The organism is Mesorhizobium sp. ORM8.1, assembly GCF_053005525.2.
Map to the genome: position 1 here is coordinate 125,090 of NZ_CM132600.1, position 15,360 is coordinate 140,449.

Sequence of the window (15,360 nt, forward strand, 5' to 3'; positions counted from 1 at the left end):
GGAACCTACAGTTCACGAACCATGCGATGACGCCGGAGAAGCGGAAGCGAGATGCAGCGATCTGACCGAGGAGACCGGGCAAAGGATCGCCTGGCGCGAACTTGGGGGCTTCCTGCGGCCCGACAGTCCGTTGGGGTAAGTTTGGCTGACCGTCGGGCCTAACCGACTCGGGCAAGCCGGCTAACGCGACCGTAATGTTAGCAAACCTGCAACAAAACCCAGACCGGCCTGTTTTCCCCCGATTTGTCCCATTTCGGGACGGGCGGTGCTGGCACTGCTTTTGCATCCGACAGCGTGCCGGTTGATCCCGGCCCTGATCGCGTACTCTGATCAGGTTGTAGGCTCGTCGGACTCGAGGTTGTTGGGGTCTTCGTCCGGCGAGCTTGCCGTCCACATGCTTCCTGGATGCGAAAGGCCCGGCGCAAGGTGAATCGCCGGGGCCTTAGCCATGTACGAGATACTTATCATGTCCGAATATTGCGATGCGCTGATATTCTCAAGAACCCGTAAATCCGCTACACAACCTGTAGCTGGTGGCAGGCGAGGGAAGGGACAGGACCCAGACTATGGCGACGCCGGCAACTTCACTGGCGAGGGTGTCGACCGGGCTCGGGACATGCTTCGCGGGCGAGGTCGAAACGAATGCTCGCTGACGATCGTCGGGACAGGCTGCGATGCGGCGTCAACGTCCGTAGGCTAGGGATGTGCTGAAAGCCAGGTCATTGGAGGCCTCGTCTGGATTCTGAATCAGGATGTGAGGATTTGCGACGGTGAACAACCGGTTACTATCCACAGGTTGCAAGGCAGGGTGTGGTTGCGGGTCGCCGCCGAAGTCGGGAGGTCTGGGGATTGTAAGGCCGCATGCCATAATCTCGCCCTGTTGCGGCCATAATCGATTAACATCGTGATAAGCAATTCCTGTGCAAAAGGGATTGGGGACCAAGGTGTTGCTGGCATAGCGGTGACTTCTGGCTCCGTCGAATGGCAGCACGGTAGGGGACAATCGAAAACATGCAGGCTTCGGCGCGCCCGCGTCTTCGTCGCGCTTCTGCTTTCGCCCTGTGTGCGCTTTCGGGGCTGCTTTTGGCTGCTTGCGCTTCGCAGCCCGAGCCGAAGGGCATGGTCTACAAGAAGGCGCGCTCCAAGGAATATTTCTCCGAAGCCGAATATGGCGTGAAGGCCAGCCCGCGGGTTGACTTCATGCGGCGCGGCGGTGGCCGCGACCAGCTCGGTAAGCCGTACCAGGTGCGCGGCAAGTGGTATTATCCGAAGGAAGACAGGAAGGGCTTCGCCAAAGTCGGCCTGGCCTCCTGGTATGGCGACGCTTTCCACGGCCGGCTGACCGCCAATGGTGAAGTCTACGACATGACGCATCTGACGGCGGCGCATCCGACGATGCCGCTGCCGAGCTATGCCCGCGTCACCAACCTCGAGACCGGCAGCTCGGTGATCGTGCGCGTCAACGACCGCGGTCCCTACCATGAAGGCCGCATCATCGACGTCTCGGAACGCGCGGCCCAGATGCTCGACTACGACAAGGTCGGCACGGCCAAGGTCAAGGTGGAATATGTCGGCCGTGCGCCGCTCGATGGCGACGACGACCAGTATCTGGTGGCATCCTATCACCCCGGCAACAACCGGCCGGATCCGTCGGACGGCTTGCCGACCGGCGTGATGGTGGCCATGAACGGCCCGTCGCCGAGCGTGTCGGTCGGCGCGCCGCCGGCCGCCGTGCCGTTCCCTGGACAGTTGACCAATTCCGGACAGGCTTTCGACGCGCAGCCCGGTCTGTCGGACCAGCCGGCATCGGTGCAGAACGCCAGCGATGTCGTTTTGCCGGATTTCGGCCCCATCGTGCCGCAGCGGCCCGAGCTCACTTTGCCGGCGAACTCGCCTTTCGCCATGGCCTCGCTGTCTTATGCGGATGAACGCGTGCAGCGCGCCGATGTCTTTGCCGCGCTCGACGCCAGCGGCATGTCTCCGGCCGACATCCTGCAATCGTGGAAGAAGCGCCAGCAACAGGCGCCGGCATCGGACTATGTCGCCGCCGGCTCCTTTGACGATGCCGCCCAGGCAAAGCAGGTCGCCGCGGCGCTGAAACCCTTCGGCAGGACTGAGATCCAGCGCACGGAACTCGACGGCAATGACTGGTACGCGGTCAATGTGTATCCGGACGGCCATGGCAGCGTCGACGATCTGCTCAAGGCCGCCTGGTCGCATGGCGCGCCGGATGCGCTGGTTGTGCGGGACTGATCAATTTTTCGCTGCCCGTTGATCCGGCCAAACGAACCCTGATAGCTTGGCCCGGGTAATGGGTGGTCGGTATTTCATGCAATTCCGCTTTTTTTCGCCTTTCGCCAGTTTCCTGGGGTTGGCCCTGCTGTTTCTTGGGCTGGTCCCGGCCAGCGCCCAGCTTTTCGAGACCAAGGCGACGCAAGCCTTCATGATCGATGCCGACACCGGCACCGTGTTGTTCGCCAAGGATGCCGACAAGGCGATCCCACCCGCATCGATGGCCAAGCTGATGACGCTGGAGATGGTCTTCAATGCCATCAAGGCGAAGCGCATGACGCTCGACGACACGTTTGTCGTCAGCGAAAACGCCTGGCGCACCGGCGGCGCGCCTTCGGGAACCTCGACCATGTTCGCCAAGCTCAAATCGGCCGTCCGGATCGAGGACCTTATCCAGGGCGTGGCCGTACAGGCCGCCAATGACGGCTGCATCGTGCTTGCCGAAGGCATGGCCGGCTCGGAGGCGAATTTCGCCGCGCAGATGACGGACCGCGCCCGCCAGATTGGGCTTTCGAAATCGACTTTCGTCAACTCGACCGGCCTGCCGGCAGATGGCCAGCAGACGACAGTGCGCGAACTCGCCATGCTGGCGCTGCATATCTGGCGCGATTACCCGGAATTCTTCCACTATTACGGCCAGCCGGATTTCACCTGGAACAAGATCGCGCAGAGGAACCGTAATCCGCTGATCGCCATGGGCATCGAAGCCGACGGCTTCGTCGCCGGCGCCAGCGAGCAGGCGGGTTTTGGCCTGGTCGGCACGGTCAGCCACAACGGTACACGGGTCATCGCGGCGATCAGCGGCCTGGCGAACGACCGCGAGCGTTCGGAAGAGGCGCGCAAGCTGCTCGAATGGGGCTCGCGCTCGTTCCAGAAAACCGAGATCTTCGCCAAGGACGAGGTGGTCGGTGAGGCGCAGGTTTTTGGCGGCGCCAAGTCCGGCGTGGCCTTGAAAGCCAAGGGACCGGTGGACATATTCCTGCCGATCGCCAACCGCGACAAGCTGACTGCCAAGATCGTCTATAACGGTCCGGTGTCGGCGCCTGTCGAGGCCGGGCAACCGGTCGGCGAGTTGCGCGTTTGGATTGGTGATACGTTGAGCCAGCAAACGCCGCTTTTCGCCGCCGAGTCCGTGACGGTCGGCACGCTGCCGCAACGGGCGCTCGATGCGGCCAAGGAATTGGCTGTCGGCTGGCTGCGCCAGAAGCGTTTGTAATTGGGTTGGTTCGTGGACCTTTTGTCAGACGAGAGCTATGACAGCGGCCAACGCGGACAAAGGCAGTCTCGATTGACGAGCGGTTTTTTCATCACCTTCGAAGGCGGCGAAGGCGCAGGCAAGTCGACACAGATCGAGCGGCTGGCGCGGCGCATGCGCGCCAAGAAGTACCAGGCGCTGGTGACGCGTGAGCCAGGTGGTTCGCCGGGCGCGGAAGCGGTGCGGCACGTGCTGCTTTCGGGTGCCGCCGAGCCGTTCGGCCCCAAGATGGAAGCGATCCTTTTCGCGGCCGCGCGCTCCGACCATGTCGAGCAGGTCATCCGGCCGGCCGTCGAGCGCGGCTCGATCGTGCTGTGCGACCGCTTCATCGATTCCTCGCGCGTCTACCAGGGTGTGACCGGCGGCCTCGATCCGGATTTCATGCAGGCGCTGGAAGCGGTCGCCATCAACGGCATGATGCCGGACATGACGCTGATCTTCGACATCGATCCCGCGGAAGGGTTGAGGCGCGCTACGGCACGCCGCGGCGCGGGCGACGCGGCAGACCGTTTCGAGAAGGAGACGCTTGCCATCCACCAACGCCGCCGCGAGGCATTTCTGGCGATCGCCGCCGCCGAGCCGCAGCGTTGCATTGTCATCGATGCCTCGGCCGATCCCGACACGGTGGAGCATGTCGTTACCGCCACCGTGTTCGCGGCGCTGGAGGAGCGGATGCCGGCACCAAGGAAGCAGGCGGCGCCGGCATGATCTTCGAACGTATCGCCCCGGAGCAGCACGACACGCTGGATGGCGTGCCGGAGCCGTCGGAAACACCGCGGCTGATCGGCCATGCCCAGATGGCGGCGATGCTGACCGCCGCATACCGGTCGGGCAAGCTGCCGCATGCGCTGATCCTTGCCGGGCCGCACGGCATCGGCAAGGCGACATTCGCCTTCCACCTGGCGCACCACCTGCTGAAACATCCGGACTTCAAGGCTGCGCCGGAAACACTCGCCATTCCCGATCCGGCATCATCGCTGTTTCGCCAGATCGCGACAGGCGCACATCCTTCGGTGTTGCACCTGACGCGTCCGGCCAACGACAAGACCAAAAGCTTCAAGACGGTGCTGACCGTCGACGAAATCCGCAAGGTCAACCGCTTCCTGTCGATGACTTCGCATGACGGCAGCTACCGGGTCGTCATCGTCGATCCGGCCGACGACATGAACATCAATGCCGCCAATGCCTTGCTGAAGAATCTCGAGGAGCCGCCGGCGCGCACCTTGTTCATCCTGATCGTGCATGCGCCGGGCAGCCTGTTGCCGACGATCCGCTCGCGCTGCCAGATGGTCCGGCTTGCGCCGCTCGGCGAAGACGAACTGATGGCGGTGCTGCAAGGCATCGAGCCGCCGCCGCCCGACGATCCGGCGGCGCGCGCGGCATTGGCCGAGCGGGCAGGGGGCAGCGCCCGCAACGCCATCCTGCTCACCCAGTATGGCGGGCTGGAGATTGCCGGCGCGCTCGATACGCTGGTGGCGGCCAACAGGCCGGACATCGCTGGCGCCCACCGCCTGGCCGAGGCCGTGGCCGGCCGCGACCAGGCGATCCAGTTCGATATCTTCAACAGTCGCGCGCTCGATCTGCTTTCGTCGGCGGCGAGCGATGCAGCTTCGGCCGGCAATCTCGCCAGGGCCAAAACGCTGTCCGAGGCTTGGCACGAGGCGATGAACACGATATCTGAAGCCGAGACCTACAATCTCGACAAGAAGCAGCACGCCTTGACCATGATCGAACGCCTGAATTCTGCGATGCGAATGTGACGGTTTGCCTGATGCATGCCGCCGCCTGCTTTTGGGCGACATGCATCTGCCTCGGGATGGCAATCGACGTTCCGATGCGATATCCACCGCCACAACTGACATTCAGACATTCATGACGGTTCATTCATGTCACGCGACACATTCTACATCACCACCGCGATCTCCTACCCGAACGGCAAGCCGCATATCGGCCATGCCTATGAGCTGATCGCCACCGACGCGCTCGCCCGCTTCCAGCGACTCGACGGCAGGCAAGTCTTCTTCCTTACCGGCACCGACGAGCACGGCATCAAGATGCTGCAGACGGCGCGCAAGGAAGGCATTTCGCCGCGCGAGCTTGCCGATCGCAACTCGGCCCAGTTCCGGCGCATGGCCACCGCGCTCAACGCCTCCAACGACGATTTCATCCGCACCACCGAGGAGCGGCACTACGCGTCCTCGCAAGCGATCTGGAAGGCGATGGCCGCCAACGGCGACATCTACAAGGGTGGCTATGCCGGCTGGTACTCGGTGCGCGACGAAGCTTATTACGGCGAGGAAGAGACCGAGGTGCGCGCCGACAACGTCCGCTACGGACCGCAGGGAACGCCCGTCGAATGGGTCGAGGAAGAGAGCTATTTCTTCCGGTTGTCGGCCTACCAGGACAGGCTGATCGCGCTCTACGAAGGCCAGCCCGATTTCATCGGCCCGGCCGAGCGCCGCAACGAGGTGATGAGCTTCGTCAAGTCGGGGCTGAAGGATCTGTCGATCTCGCGCACCACCTTCGACTGGGGCGTGCCGGTGCCGGGTGATGAGAAGCACGTGATGTATGTGTGGGTCGACGCTCTCACCAATTACATCACCGGCGTGGGCTATCCCGATGAAAAGGATGATAAATGGCGGTTCTGGCCTGCCGATGCGCATATCATCGGCAAGGACATCGTTCGCTTCCACGCCATCTATTGGCCGGCCTTCCTGATGTCGGCCGGCATTGCCTTGCCGAAGCGCGTCTTCGGTCACGGCTTCCTGTTCAACCGCGGCGAGAAAATGTCGAAGTCGGTCGGCAATGTCATCGACCCGTTCACCATGGTCGACCACTACGGCGTCGACCAGGTGCGTTATTTCTTCCTGCGCGAGGTGCCGTTCGGCCAGGACGGCAACTACAGCCATGAAGCGATCGTCAACCGCACCAATGCCGACCTTGCCAACGGCCTCGGCAATCTTGCGCAGCGCTCGCTGTCGATGATCGCCAAGAATTGCGACGGCAAGGTGCCGGCCCGCAGTGAGCTCACCGAGGCCGATGCGGCGATCCTCGACCAGGCCGTCGAAGCGCTGGCGATTTCGCGCCGGGCGATGGCGGAGCAGGGTATCCATCTGGCGCTAGCGGCGATCTTTGGCGTCGTGGCCGAAGCCGACCGCTATTTCGCCTCGCAGGAGCCCTGGGCGCTCAGGAAAACCAATCCGGAGCGTATGGAAACGGTGCTGTGGACGACCGCCGAACTGGTCCGTCGCGTGACGCTTCTTTGCCAGCCTTTCATTCCAGCGTCGGCGGCGAAGCTGCTCGATCTCCTGGCCGTGCCGGCGGACAAGCGCGCTTTCGAGCATGTTCACGCCGACCATGCGCTGGTGCCCGGCACGGCTTTGCCGGTGCCGGAGGGCGTGTTTCCGCGTTATGTCGAGCAGGACGGCAACAGCTGATGCTGGTCGACAGTCACTGCCATCTCGACTTTCCGGACTTCGCCGAGGAGCGGGCGGCCATCGTCGCCCGCGCCCTGGCCGCCGGAATCGGCCGCATGGTGACGATCTCGACGCGCGTGAAGCGGCTTCAGCAAATACTTGAAATTGCTGAAACATTCAGCGAAGTTTATTGCTCGGTCGGCACCCATCCGCACAATGCAGCCGAAGAGCTCGACATCACCGCCGACGAGCTGGTGCGCCTGTCCGGTCACCCTAAGGTGGTGGCGATCGGCGAGGCCGGGCTCGACTATTTCTACGACAAGGCGCCGCGCGACGCGCAGGCGCAAGGGTTCCGCACCCATATTGCCGCCGCGCGCCGGACCGGCCTGCCGCTGGTTATCCATTCGCGCGACGCCGACGACGACATGGCTCATATCCTCGAGGAAGAGACAGGGAAGGGCGCCTTCCCTTTCATCCTGCACTGCTTTTCGTCCGGACGCCGGCTGGCCGAAGTCGGCGTGGCGCTGGACGGCTATGTCTCGTTCTCGGGCATCCTGACCTTCAAGAATTCGACGGAGTTGCGGGCCATCGCCGCCGATGTGCCGCGTGAGCGGCTGCTGGTCGAGACCGACGCGCCTTACCTCGCGCCGGTCCCGCATCGCGGCAAACGCAACGAGCCGGCCTATGTCGCCAACACTGCCAAGGTGCTCGCCGAGACCATCGGCGTCAGTGATGCCGAGATCGCCGCCATCACGACGCAGAATTTCTTCCGGCTGTTTACGAAGATGCCGCGTCCGGCCGAGGCGGCAGGCTGAACGATGAGCGACCAGCTGCGCCTTACCGTTCTTGGTTGTGGCTCGTCGCCCGGTACGCCGCGCATCACCGGCGACTGGGGCAATTGTGATCCAAAGAATCCGAAGAACCGGCGCACGCGCGCGGCGGCTCTGATCGAGCGGATTACCGCCAATGGCGCTCGCACCACGGTCGTGATCGACACCGGGCCGGACTTTCGCCAGCAGATGCTGATGGCATCGGTGAAGCGTATCGACGCCGTCGTCTACACGCATCCGCATGCCGACCACATCCACGGCATCGACGATCTGCGCGGCTATGTGCTCGAGCAGCGCCACCGCATCGATATCCATGCCGACGAGCCGACCATGCTGCGGCTGCGCGAAGCCTTCGGCTATTGCTTCGAGACGCCGCCCGGCAGTTCCTATCCGCCGATCGTCGAGGCGCATATTATCGACCACGCCAAGCCGGTCGTGATCGAAGGCGAGGGCGGTGCCCTCGCCCTTGAGCCGTTGCCGCAGATCCATGGCGACATCGTCTCGCTGGGCTTTCGCATCGGCGGGCTCGCCTATTGTCCGGACATCAGCGATTTCCCCGCTGCGACCGTCGAGCGGCTGCGTAGCCTCGACATGCTGGTCATCGACGCGCTGCAGTACAACACGCATCCTAGCCATCTGTCGTTCGGCCAGGCGCTCGGCTGGATAGAGAAACTCAAACCGTCGAAGGCCGTGCTGACACACATGCATGTGCCGCTCGACTACGCCACGGTGATGGCCGAGACGCCTGAACACGTGGTGCCGGCCTATGACGGCATGGTGATCGAAATCCCTTATGAGTCAGCGCGATAGCGGCTCTCGCTCGTTCGGCTGTTCTGCCTGTCTTGAATCTGTTGTCAGCGGTAGGCGTCGTGACGGTCCCATGCGATAAAACCGAGCAATTCCCACGTCAGCGCATAACGCTAGTTCCATAATCTATCTTATGCGACTTACGGGTATCGATTCGGGTATGCATGGACGGCGCGATTGCTCTGCGCCAAGGTGCTGGTCGCGCTCCGCTTCGGGATCCAAAATTGCAATGACAGCTTTGCCTTCCTTTCTCGGCCTTCCTGATCGCCTCGCCGATGATCGCGTGCCGCGCGCGGTGATCTTTGGCGCCGGTTACGGCACTACCTATCCGGGTCAGGACAGCGTCGGCCAAGCCCTGGCTGCCGATGCCATCCGCGCCGCCAGCCAGGGCGATACGCCACTCGTGGAGCATTGGGATTTCGATCTCGGCGGGCCGTTGTTCGACGGCAAGCCGATCTCGTGCATCGATGCCGGCAACATCGCGACCGCCATGACCGCCAACGCCGGCAACCGGGCCAGGATCGAGGCGAAGACGCGCGAGGTTCTGTCGTCGCCGGCCGTGCCGATCCTGCTTGGCGGTGACGATTCCGTCGTCGTTCCATTCCTTGCCGGTTTTGCCGACAACGGACCGATCTGGATCCTGCAGATCGACGCCCATATCGACTGGCGCGACGAGGTTCGTGGCGAACGCTACGGGTATTCGAGCCCGATGCGGCGGGCGAGCGAGATGGGCCATGTCGCCGGCATGGTGCAGGTCGGCCTGCGCAGCGTCGGCAGCGCGCGTCTCGCCGAGATCGAAGCGGCGAAGCACTACGGCAGCCGCTTCGTGACCGCGCGCGAGGTTCATGCTCACGGCGTCGAAGCCGCTCTTCGGCATATTCCGGAAGGCGCGTGGGTTGTCGTTACCCTCGACTGCGACGGTCTCGATCCCGGCATCATGCCGGGTGTGGCAGCGCCTACGCCCGGTGGCCTCACCTACACGCAGGCGATCGACCTCATCGCCGGCCTTGGCAAGAGAGCGAGAATCGTCGGGTTCGACCTTGTCGAACTCTATCCGCCGGCCGACATTGGCGGCCTATCGGCCCTCACCGCGGCCCGCCTTCTGGTCAATGCGATTGGAACCATCGTCCGGCAGCTCGGCTGACGTCCGGTCGATGCGCCCTCGCCTGCGCTGAAAGAGAGTTCCGCTTCCTATGCGCCATCTCTATTTGGATAGAAGCGGGCTGGTCCCACCCGTCTAGAAGAACCCGTCGAGAAACGCCGCCGTGTCGTCTGAGATGCCGACGATTTTGTTCGTTGCCTGGCGATAGAATTTGAAGTTGAGTTCTGTCGGACCGGCCGTCCTGCCAGTCCTTGAAGCGCTTGAGTTCATCGCGGCCCAGTCGTGTCGTGGCCAGGGCGGTACGGCGGATCGCGACGCTGATGCGCGGCGTCTGGCGTTCGATGTCGGGTCGTTTTGCAACGGGCTCTGACGACGTGACCACGCCGCGCGCGACAAGCCCCTGCCTGCCTTCGTTCTCGCTGGCGAACACGAAGACCGTGTCGCCTTCGGCGATGCGCTTGCCGCCATACATGGTCTTCTGCGCGGTGAACGTAAACGTCATCGCCCGCGTATCCTGGACCTCGGCCTTGATCGCGAATGCCATTGCATCTCCCGTCTGACCGAGCTTGCCGGAGCAGCAGCCGCCACGCCTATGACAGAAGCTCGTCGATCTGCGCGCGGTTGGCGTTTGCCAGCTTCCAAAGCCAGCGATTGTTTTCGCCGTCGCGTTCCGACAGCCATCTGTCGAGCTTGGCCATCTCGGCCTCGTTCCTCCATCCGTCGATGCCTGCGGCATAGGCCTGCGCAAAGCCTGCCGGAGCCTCGGCGGTCAGCGCGGCCAGCATCGCTTGCTGCCGTGGCGCCGATGTTGCCTCGAAATAGGTCCACACACCGGAGCGCTCGGCCTGCGCGAACCAGACCAGGCTTTCGATGATCAGGAAGAACGCCCGCGGCAGGCCGTAATCCGCCTTCTCCAGTCGACAGGTCGACGTTCCCAGGAAGAATGACGAAAGCTGAACCAGGCCATCATAGTCGCTGGCCGCAAAAAGGCGGTCCAGAAAGGATCGGCTTATCACCGGCTTCATTGGAAGCCTCCCGCGTTCAACCCTGTCAGTACGATTGCGCCGCTAGCTGCCCACACTAATCCGATAACTCAGCGCACGCTTGGCGCCAGGCTCGATCAGCATCACGCCGGGCTTGTTGGCGAACTCGCCGTCGAAGTCGATGGGGCTTGCAATGCCATGCCAAGGCTCGATGCACAGGAACGGCGCGCCGCCGGGCTTCGACCAGATGCCGAGTTCGTTCAATCCCTGCCATGACACCTCGATCGCGGGGCCTTGTTCTGCGGCGTAACGCGCGCTTTTGCTGACCGGCCGGTCCAGGATGACGGCGTCGTCATCGAAGAGCCGCTCCGACAGCGCCAGGGTTCTGCCTTCGATGGGCGTGGGCCGGGCTGCCGGCGACAGCAGGCCGTCCTTCAGGCGGCGAATTGGTTCCGGCTCAGCCTCGGCAAAGGTCAACCGATAGGCTTCCTTGGGCAGGCCCGGCAGCAGCGGCCAGTTGAAGGCCGGATGCGCGCCGATCGAGGCCGGCAGCACCTCCTCGCCGGGATTGGTGATTTCGTAACGCACCTCGAGCTGCCGATCGCCCAGCCAATAGCTGATCGCCAGGCGAAAGGCGAATGGGTAGTGGGCGCGGGTCTCGGCATCGTCGGTCAGAACCAGGGTGCAGGATGAAGGTCCCTGCTCCGCCCAGGTAAAGCGTTTGTCGCGGGCGAAACCATGCTGCGTCATCGGGTAGCTTTGCCCACAGTGCCGCAGCCGATCGCCCTTCAGCCGTCCGACGATCGGAAACAGCACCGGAGAATGCCGGCGCCATTCGGGGCCGGCCTGCCATAGAAGCTCGGTTCCTTCTGCATCGATCAAGGAGACCAGTTCGGCTCCTTGGTCGACTATGGTCGCCGTGATGCCGTCACCATGAAGCGTCACCTGTTCCATGTGCCCTCGCGGCTGGCTGTCATGGTGACAGGCTAGCAAAGGGCCGCACGTAAACTCAAGAGCGGCCAGGCTACCTTCGTTCTTGTGCTGGGGCGGCGATCGAGCATGCCATGTGCCGCCAAAGGCAAAAAAGCCGGAGGTTCCCCTCCGGCCATAGGTCAGGAATGTTGCTTGGACGGTTCTTGTTATTCACGCTCGCCGGTGAAATTCAGCAACAGCTGGAAGATGTTGATGAAATTCAGATAAAGCGAGAAGGCGCCGAACACGGCGAGCTTCTGCTGCGATTCCGCGTCGAAATTCTCGGCATACTGCTCCTTGATCGTCTGCGTATCCCAGGCGGTCAGGCCGATGAAGACGGCGATACCGATCACCGAAATGGCGAACTGCAGCGCGGTCGAGCCGAGGAACAGGTTGACGAGGCTGGCGATCACCACGCCGATCAGGCCCATGATCAGGAACGACGAGAATTGCGTCAGATCGCGCTTCGTCGTGTAGCCATAGAGGCTGGTGGCGCCGAACATCGTGGCGGCGATGAAGAAGGTGCGCGCTATGCTGGTCGAGGTGAAGACCAGGAACACCGAGGCAAGCGACAGGCCCATGACGGCGCAGAAGGCCCAGAACATCATCTGCGCGCTCGCGGCCGACATGGTCTGCATCTTGAACGAGAAGATCATGACGAAGGCGAGCGGCGCCAGCATCACCACATATTTCAGCGGGCTGGAGAAGATCGGCACGTAAAGCGCCGGCGTCGAGGCCACGAAGAAGGCGACAAGGCCGGTGACGACGAGGCCGAGGCCCATATAGTTGTAGACGCGCAGCATGTGTTGGCGCAGGCCCTCGTCATAGACGGCTCCGGCCTGGACGCCGGCGCCCATGCGATATCCCGGATTGGGGTTGTTCATCTGGTTCTCCTTTGTTCTTGGGAAGGCAGGGTTCTCAAGCGTGTTGCTCAGTAGAGCGTTCTGGCGAGTTTTTCGGCGGCGCGGTCGAGATTGCCGGCATCGCTTCGGCCGACAACCGCATAGGCAACCTCGCCGATCTGGAAATAGGCCGACGAGATATCGTCCGAGGGCGCGACCGTGGGCTTCACCACGTCGAATGTGCCGGGACGGATGGCAAACAGCGACACCAGGCCGAGGTCCTTCGTCTCGAGCGCCATCTCGACGCTTGGCCCAAATTGCGACGGATAAACCTGGACGTCACGGATCTTCCAGCCATCGGGCAGCGACGGCATGACGATCGCGGTGGCGGCGCGGATTTCGTCGACGTTGTAACCCGGCGCTTCCGCCTGCGAGGACATAGTCTCGCGCACCAGCGTCGTCCTGTGCGCCCGCACCGCCTCCTCGACATAGGCTGGCGGCTGCGTCGAGGCGACCACCTTGGTGACCGCAATCGGTCCGAAGATGCTGTTGGCCAGCCAGCCGGCGGCAATCAGCACGACGGCGGCCGCGGCCCGCTGCAGCACGGAAAAGATCCGGACCCTGGCAAGCCCCCTTTCCAGCCGTCGCGCCGCTTCGGTCGTTGCCGGCCGCGCCATGCCAGCGGGTCGGGCAAGCGCGACGCGCAGCTCGTCGCGTGTCCTGAGATCCGCCATCACGCGCGCCGCGGCTTCCGGGCGCGCGGCGAGATACGCCTCGACCTCGATGCGGCGGGCGACCTCCAGCTGATCGTCGACATAACCGTCGAGGTCGGCATCCGTCACGGGATCGACAAGCTCGCTCATCACTCGTCTCCAACAATCCTGAGATTGGGCCGGGCCTTTGCCGGACCGCCCTCCTCCATGTCGCGCAGCGCGGCGCGCTCGGCCGATGCGCGACATCAGGGTTCCGAGCGGCACGCCGATGACATCGGCCGCCTGCTGGTAGGAAAGCCCCTCGACAGCGACGAGATGCAGCGCCGAACGCTGCTCGTGCGGCAGCGCCAGGAAGGCCTGCCTGACCTCCGCCAACCGCACCGAATGGTCCTGCGGCGCCGGCATGCTGGCGTCAGTCAGATGGCCGGCCTGTTCGATGCGCGCTACCTCCGACCGACGCGAGCGCATGCGGTCGATGAAGAGGTTGTGCATGATCGCAAACAGCCAGGCGCGCGGATTGCCGCCGGCGCGAAAGGTGCCGCGCCGCTCATAGGCGCGCACCAGCGCGTCATGCACGAGATCCTCGGCATCCGCGCCGTCGCGCGTCAGCGAGCGCGCATAGCGGCGCAGCGAGCCAAGCTGCCCGACAATATCGAAGCGTGCCATCGACCGTTTCATGCCCTGTTTACGGAGCATGTGGGGACTTTAATCCCGTGACCCGGCATTTTCTTTTGCGGAGAGCACGCATCCAGGCAGGGCAGCCCTGCGGCAAGGCCAAGGCGTTTCTGTTCGACCGTTCGCCGAGTCCTACACAAGAGCTCCTGAGCGATCCAGGCACTTTACACAGGGCTGATCCGGGCCGGAAAACCGCTGGCGCGCCGATATCGATTTGCGTATCACTCCGCTGCCATTGGAGTTCTTATCGATGTTCGAAGCCTTGCAACCGGCGCCTGCCGACAAGATCCTTGCCTTGATCGGCCTCTACCGCGCCGACCCGCGACCCGGCAAAGTCGACCTCGGCGTCGGCGTCTACAAGGACGTCGACGGCAGGACGCCGGTGATGCGCGCCGTGCGCGAAGCCGAGAAGCGGCTGCTCGCCAGCCAGGACACCAAGACCTATCTCGGCCTTGCCGGCGATACCGCATTCAACGCCGCGATGATCAAGCTTGCCTTTGGCGAGACGGCAGATTTGTCACGCATCCGCGCCGCGCAGGCGCCGGGCGGCTCAGGGGCGCTGCGGCTGGTGGCCGAGCTCCTGCAGCGCAGCCGTCCGGGCGCAACCGTCTGGCTGTCCGACCCGACATGGCCGAACCATCCGCCCGTGATGCGCGCCGCCGGGCTGCAGGTCCGCGACTATCCCTATTTCGACGCGGCTTCGGGCAGCGTGCGTTTCGACGACATGCTGGCGGCGCTGCGGACGGCGAACCGCGGCGACATTGTGCTCTTGCATGGTTGCTGTCACAACCCGACCGGCGCCAATCTGGATCTCGCGCAGTGGGCGCAGGTCGCCGATGTCCTCCTGGAGCGCGGCCTGCTGCCTTTCGTCGATATCGCTTATCAAGGTTTTGGCGAAGGTCTCGACGCCGACGCCGCTGGCTTACGGCTGCTGGCCGAGACAATGCCGGAAATGGTCGTCGCCTCGAGCTGCTCGAAGAATTTTGCCGTCTATCGCGACCGTGTCGGCGCCGCGATGATCCTGGCCAAGGATGGCGCCCAGGCCGACCTGGCGCTGGGCCAGATGCTGGCCGCGGCGCGCGCGCTCTATTCGATGCCGCCGGACCATGGCGCCGCGGCGGTGCGCATGGTGCTGGAAGACGCCAAGCTGAAGGCAGACTGGGAAGCCGAGCTCGAGGAGATGCGCCTGCGCATGTTGCGGCTGCGCGTGGCGTTCGCCGAGGCGCTTCGCCGGCAGTCCAACTCCGACCGTTTCGATTTCGTCGCCAGCCATCGCGGCATGTTTTCCCGCCTTGGCCTGACCGAAGCGCAGGTCGAGCGCCTGCGCGCCGAGCACGCCATCTACATGGTCGGCGACAGCCGCATCAACGTCGCTGGTTTGCCGGAAGAAGGCATGGACGAGCTCGCCAAGGCGATTGTTTCGGTCCTCGACTGAGAAGCCGCAACTGTGGACAAGTCGTGGCCGCCCAGCCG

Annotated in this window: 14 protein-coding genes and 1 pseudogene; 9 read left to right on the forward strand and 6 right to left on the reverse strand. The window is 63.7% G+C overall.

Features of this window, described 5'->3' with window-relative positions; translation table 11 throughout:
* Positions 1-1,011: 1,011 nt before the first annotated feature.
* The 8 genes from ACVDG8_RS00580 (at position 1,012) to ACVDG8_RS00615 (ending at position 9,744) form a co-directional block, all read left to right on the forward strand.
* Positions 1,012-2,253, forward strand: a complete 1,242-nt coding sequence (locus tag ACVDG8_RS00580) for a septal ring lytic transglycosylase RlpA family protein (RefSeq protein WP_447252969.1) — start codon at positions 1,012-1,014, stop codon at positions 2,251-2,253.
* A gap of 76 nt (positions 2,254-2,329) precedes the next feature.
* The gene (locus tag ACVDG8_RS00585) at positions 2,330-3,508 is read left to right on the forward strand and encodes a D-alanyl-D-alanine carboxypeptidase family protein (RefSeq protein WP_455707484.1); all 1,179 of its coding nucleotides are present in this window, start codon (positions 2,330-2,332) and stop codon (positions 3,506-3,508) included.
* A gap of 72 nt (positions 3,509-3,580) precedes the next feature.
* Positions 3,581-4,255 (forward strand): dTMP kinase, encoded by a 675-nt coding sequence (tmk, locus tag ACVDG8_RS00590; RefSeq protein ID WP_447252970.1) that lies wholly within the window; start codon positions 3,581-3,583, stop codon positions 4,253-4,255.
* Positions 4,252-5,307, forward strand: a complete 1,056-nt coding sequence (locus ACVDG8_RS00595; RefSeq protein ID WP_447252971.1) for a DNA polymerase III subunit delta' — start codon at positions 4,252-4,254, stop codon at positions 5,305-5,307. Before tmk ends, ACVDG8_RS00595 begins: the two co-directional genes overlap by 4 nt.
* Before the next feature lie 126 nt (positions 5,308-5,433).
* Positions 5,434-6,984, forward strand: a complete 1,551-nt coding sequence (metG, locus tag ACVDG8_RS00600; protein ID WP_447252972.1) for a methionine--tRNA ligase — start codon at positions 5,434-5,436, stop codon at positions 6,982-6,984.
* Positions 6,984-7,778 carry a TatD family hydrolase gene (locus ACVDG8_RS00605; RefSeq protein WP_447252973.1) on the forward strand — a complete coding sequence of 265 codons (795 nt, stop codon included), beginning with the start codon at positions 6,984-6,986 and terminating at the stop codon, positions 7,776-7,778. Before metG ends, ACVDG8_RS00605 begins: the two co-directional genes overlap by 1 nt.
* Positions 7,779-7,781: 3 nt before the next feature.
* On the forward strand, positions 7,782-8,603 hold the full coding sequence (locus ACVDG8_RS00610) for an MBL fold metallo-hydrolase (RefSeq protein WP_447252974.1): 822 nt from the start codon (positions 7,782-7,784) through the stop codon (positions 8,601-8,603).
* Between the two features lie 226 nt (positions 8,604-8,829).
* Positions 8,830-9,744: an agmatinase gene (locus ACVDG8_RS00615; protein ID WP_447252975.1), complete on the forward strand. Its 915-nt coding sequence runs from the start codon at positions 8,830-8,832 to the stop codon at positions 9,742-9,744.
* On the opposite strand, the gene ACVDG8_RS00620 is transcribed toward ACVDG8_RS00615, so the two are convergent.
* The 6 genes and pseudogenes from ACVDG8_RS00620 to ACVDG8_RS00645 all read right to left on the reverse strand — a co-directional run bounded on the left by ACVDG8_RS00620 (position 9,707) and on the right by ACVDG8_RS00645 (position 13,908).
* Positions 9,707-10,246 carry a hypothetical protein gene (locus ACVDG8_RS00620; protein ID WP_447252976.1) on the reverse strand — a complete coding sequence of 180 codons (540 nt, stop codon included), beginning with the start codon at positions 10,244-10,246 and terminating at the stop codon, positions 9,707-9,709. The two genes, ACVDG8_RS00615 and ACVDG8_RS00620, sit on opposite strands and share 38 nt — an antisense overlap.
* A gap of 46 nt (positions 10,247-10,292) precedes the next feature.
* Complete coding sequence (locus ACVDG8_RS00625; RefSeq protein WP_447252977.1) at positions 10,293-10,727, reverse strand: hypothetical protein; 435 nt, start codon at positions 10,725-10,727, stop codon at positions 10,293-10,295.
* Between the two features lie 42 nt (positions 10,728-10,769).
* Positions 10,770-11,639 (reverse strand): aldose 1-epimerase family protein, encoded by an 870-nt coding sequence (locus ACVDG8_RS00630; protein WP_447252978.1) that lies wholly within the window; start codon positions 11,637-11,639, stop codon positions 10,770-10,772.
* Positions 11,640-11,824: 185 nt separating this feature from the next.
* On the reverse strand, positions 11,825-12,541 hold the full coding sequence (locus tag ACVDG8_RS00635) for a Bax inhibitor-1/YccA family protein (RefSeq protein ID WP_447252979.1): 717 nt from the start codon (positions 12,539-12,541) through the stop codon (positions 11,825-11,827).
* A gap of 47 nt (positions 12,542-12,588) precedes the next feature.
* On the reverse strand, positions 12,589-13,362 hold the full coding sequence (locus ACVDG8_RS00640; RefSeq protein ID WP_447252980.1) for an anti-sigma factor family protein: 774 nt from the start codon (positions 13,360-13,362) through the stop codon (positions 12,589-12,591).
* Positions 13,362-13,908 (reverse strand): annotated as a pseudogene (locus ACVDG8_RS00645) (sigma-70 family RNA polymerase sigma factor). The gene ACVDG8_RS00640 and the pseudogene ACVDG8_RS00645 overlap by 1 nt, the downstream one beginning before the upstream one ends.
* Before the next feature lie 229 nt (positions 13,909-14,137).
* Between ACVDG8_RS00645 and ACVDG8_RS00650 the strand changes: the two are divergent.
* Positions 14,138-15,322 (forward strand): amino acid aminotransferase, encoded by a 1,185-nt coding sequence (locus ACVDG8_RS00650; RefSeq protein WP_447252982.1) that lies wholly within the window; start codon positions 14,138-14,140, stop codon positions 15,320-15,322.
* Positions 15,323-15,360: the final 38 nt, after the last annotated feature.

Coding starts and splice junctions, on each gene's coding strand:
- ACVDG8_RS00580 (WP_447252969.1), top strand. CDS start 1,012: ATGCAGGCTTCGGCGCGCCCGCGTCTTCGTCGCGCTTCTGCTTTCGCC.
- ACVDG8_RS00585 (WP_455707484.1), top strand. CDS start 2,330: ATGCAATTCCGCTTTTTTTCGCCTTTCGCCAGTTTCCTGGGGTTGGCC.
- ACVDG8_RS00595 (WP_447252971.1), top strand. CDS start 4,252: ATGATCTTCGAACGTATCGCCCCGGAGCAGCACGACACGCTGGATGGC.
- metG (WP_447252972.1), top strand. CDS start 5,434: ATGTCACGCGACACATTCTACATCACCACCGCGATCTCCTACCCGAAC.
- ACVDG8_RS00605 (WP_447252973.1), top strand. CDS start 6,984: ATGCTGGTCGACAGTCACTGCCATCTCGACTTTCCGGACTTCGCCGAG.
- ACVDG8_RS00610 (WP_447252974.1), top strand. CDS start 7,782: ATGAGCGACCAGCTGCGCCTTACCGTTCTTGGTTGTGGCTCGTCGCCC.
- ACVDG8_RS00615 (WP_447252975.1), top strand. CDS start 8,830: ATGACAGCTTTGCCTTCCTTTCTCGGCCTTCCTGATCGCCTCGCCGAT.
- ACVDG8_RS00620 (WP_447252976.1), bottom strand. CDS start 10,246: ATGGCATTCGCGATCAAGGCCGAGGTCCAGGATACGCGGGCGATGACG.
- ACVDG8_RS00625 (WP_447252977.1), bottom strand. CDS start 10,727: ATGAAGCCGGTGATAAGCCGATCCTTTCTGGACCGCCTTTTTGCGGCC.
- ACVDG8_RS00630 (WP_447252978.1), bottom strand. CDS start 11,639: ATGGAACAGGTGACGCTTCATGGTGACGGCATCACGGCGACCATAGTC.
- ACVDG8_RS00635 (WP_447252979.1), bottom strand. CDS start 12,541: ATGAACAACCCCAATCCGGGATATCGCATGGGCGCCGGCGTCCAGGCC.
- ACVDG8_RS00640 (WP_447252980.1), bottom strand. CDS start 13,362: ATGAGCGAGCTTGTCGATCCCGTGACGGATGCCGACCTCGACGGTTAT.
- ACVDG8_RS00650 (WP_447252982.1), top strand. CDS start 14,138: ATGTTCGAAGCCTTGCAACCGGCGCCTGCCGACAAGATCCTTGCCTTG.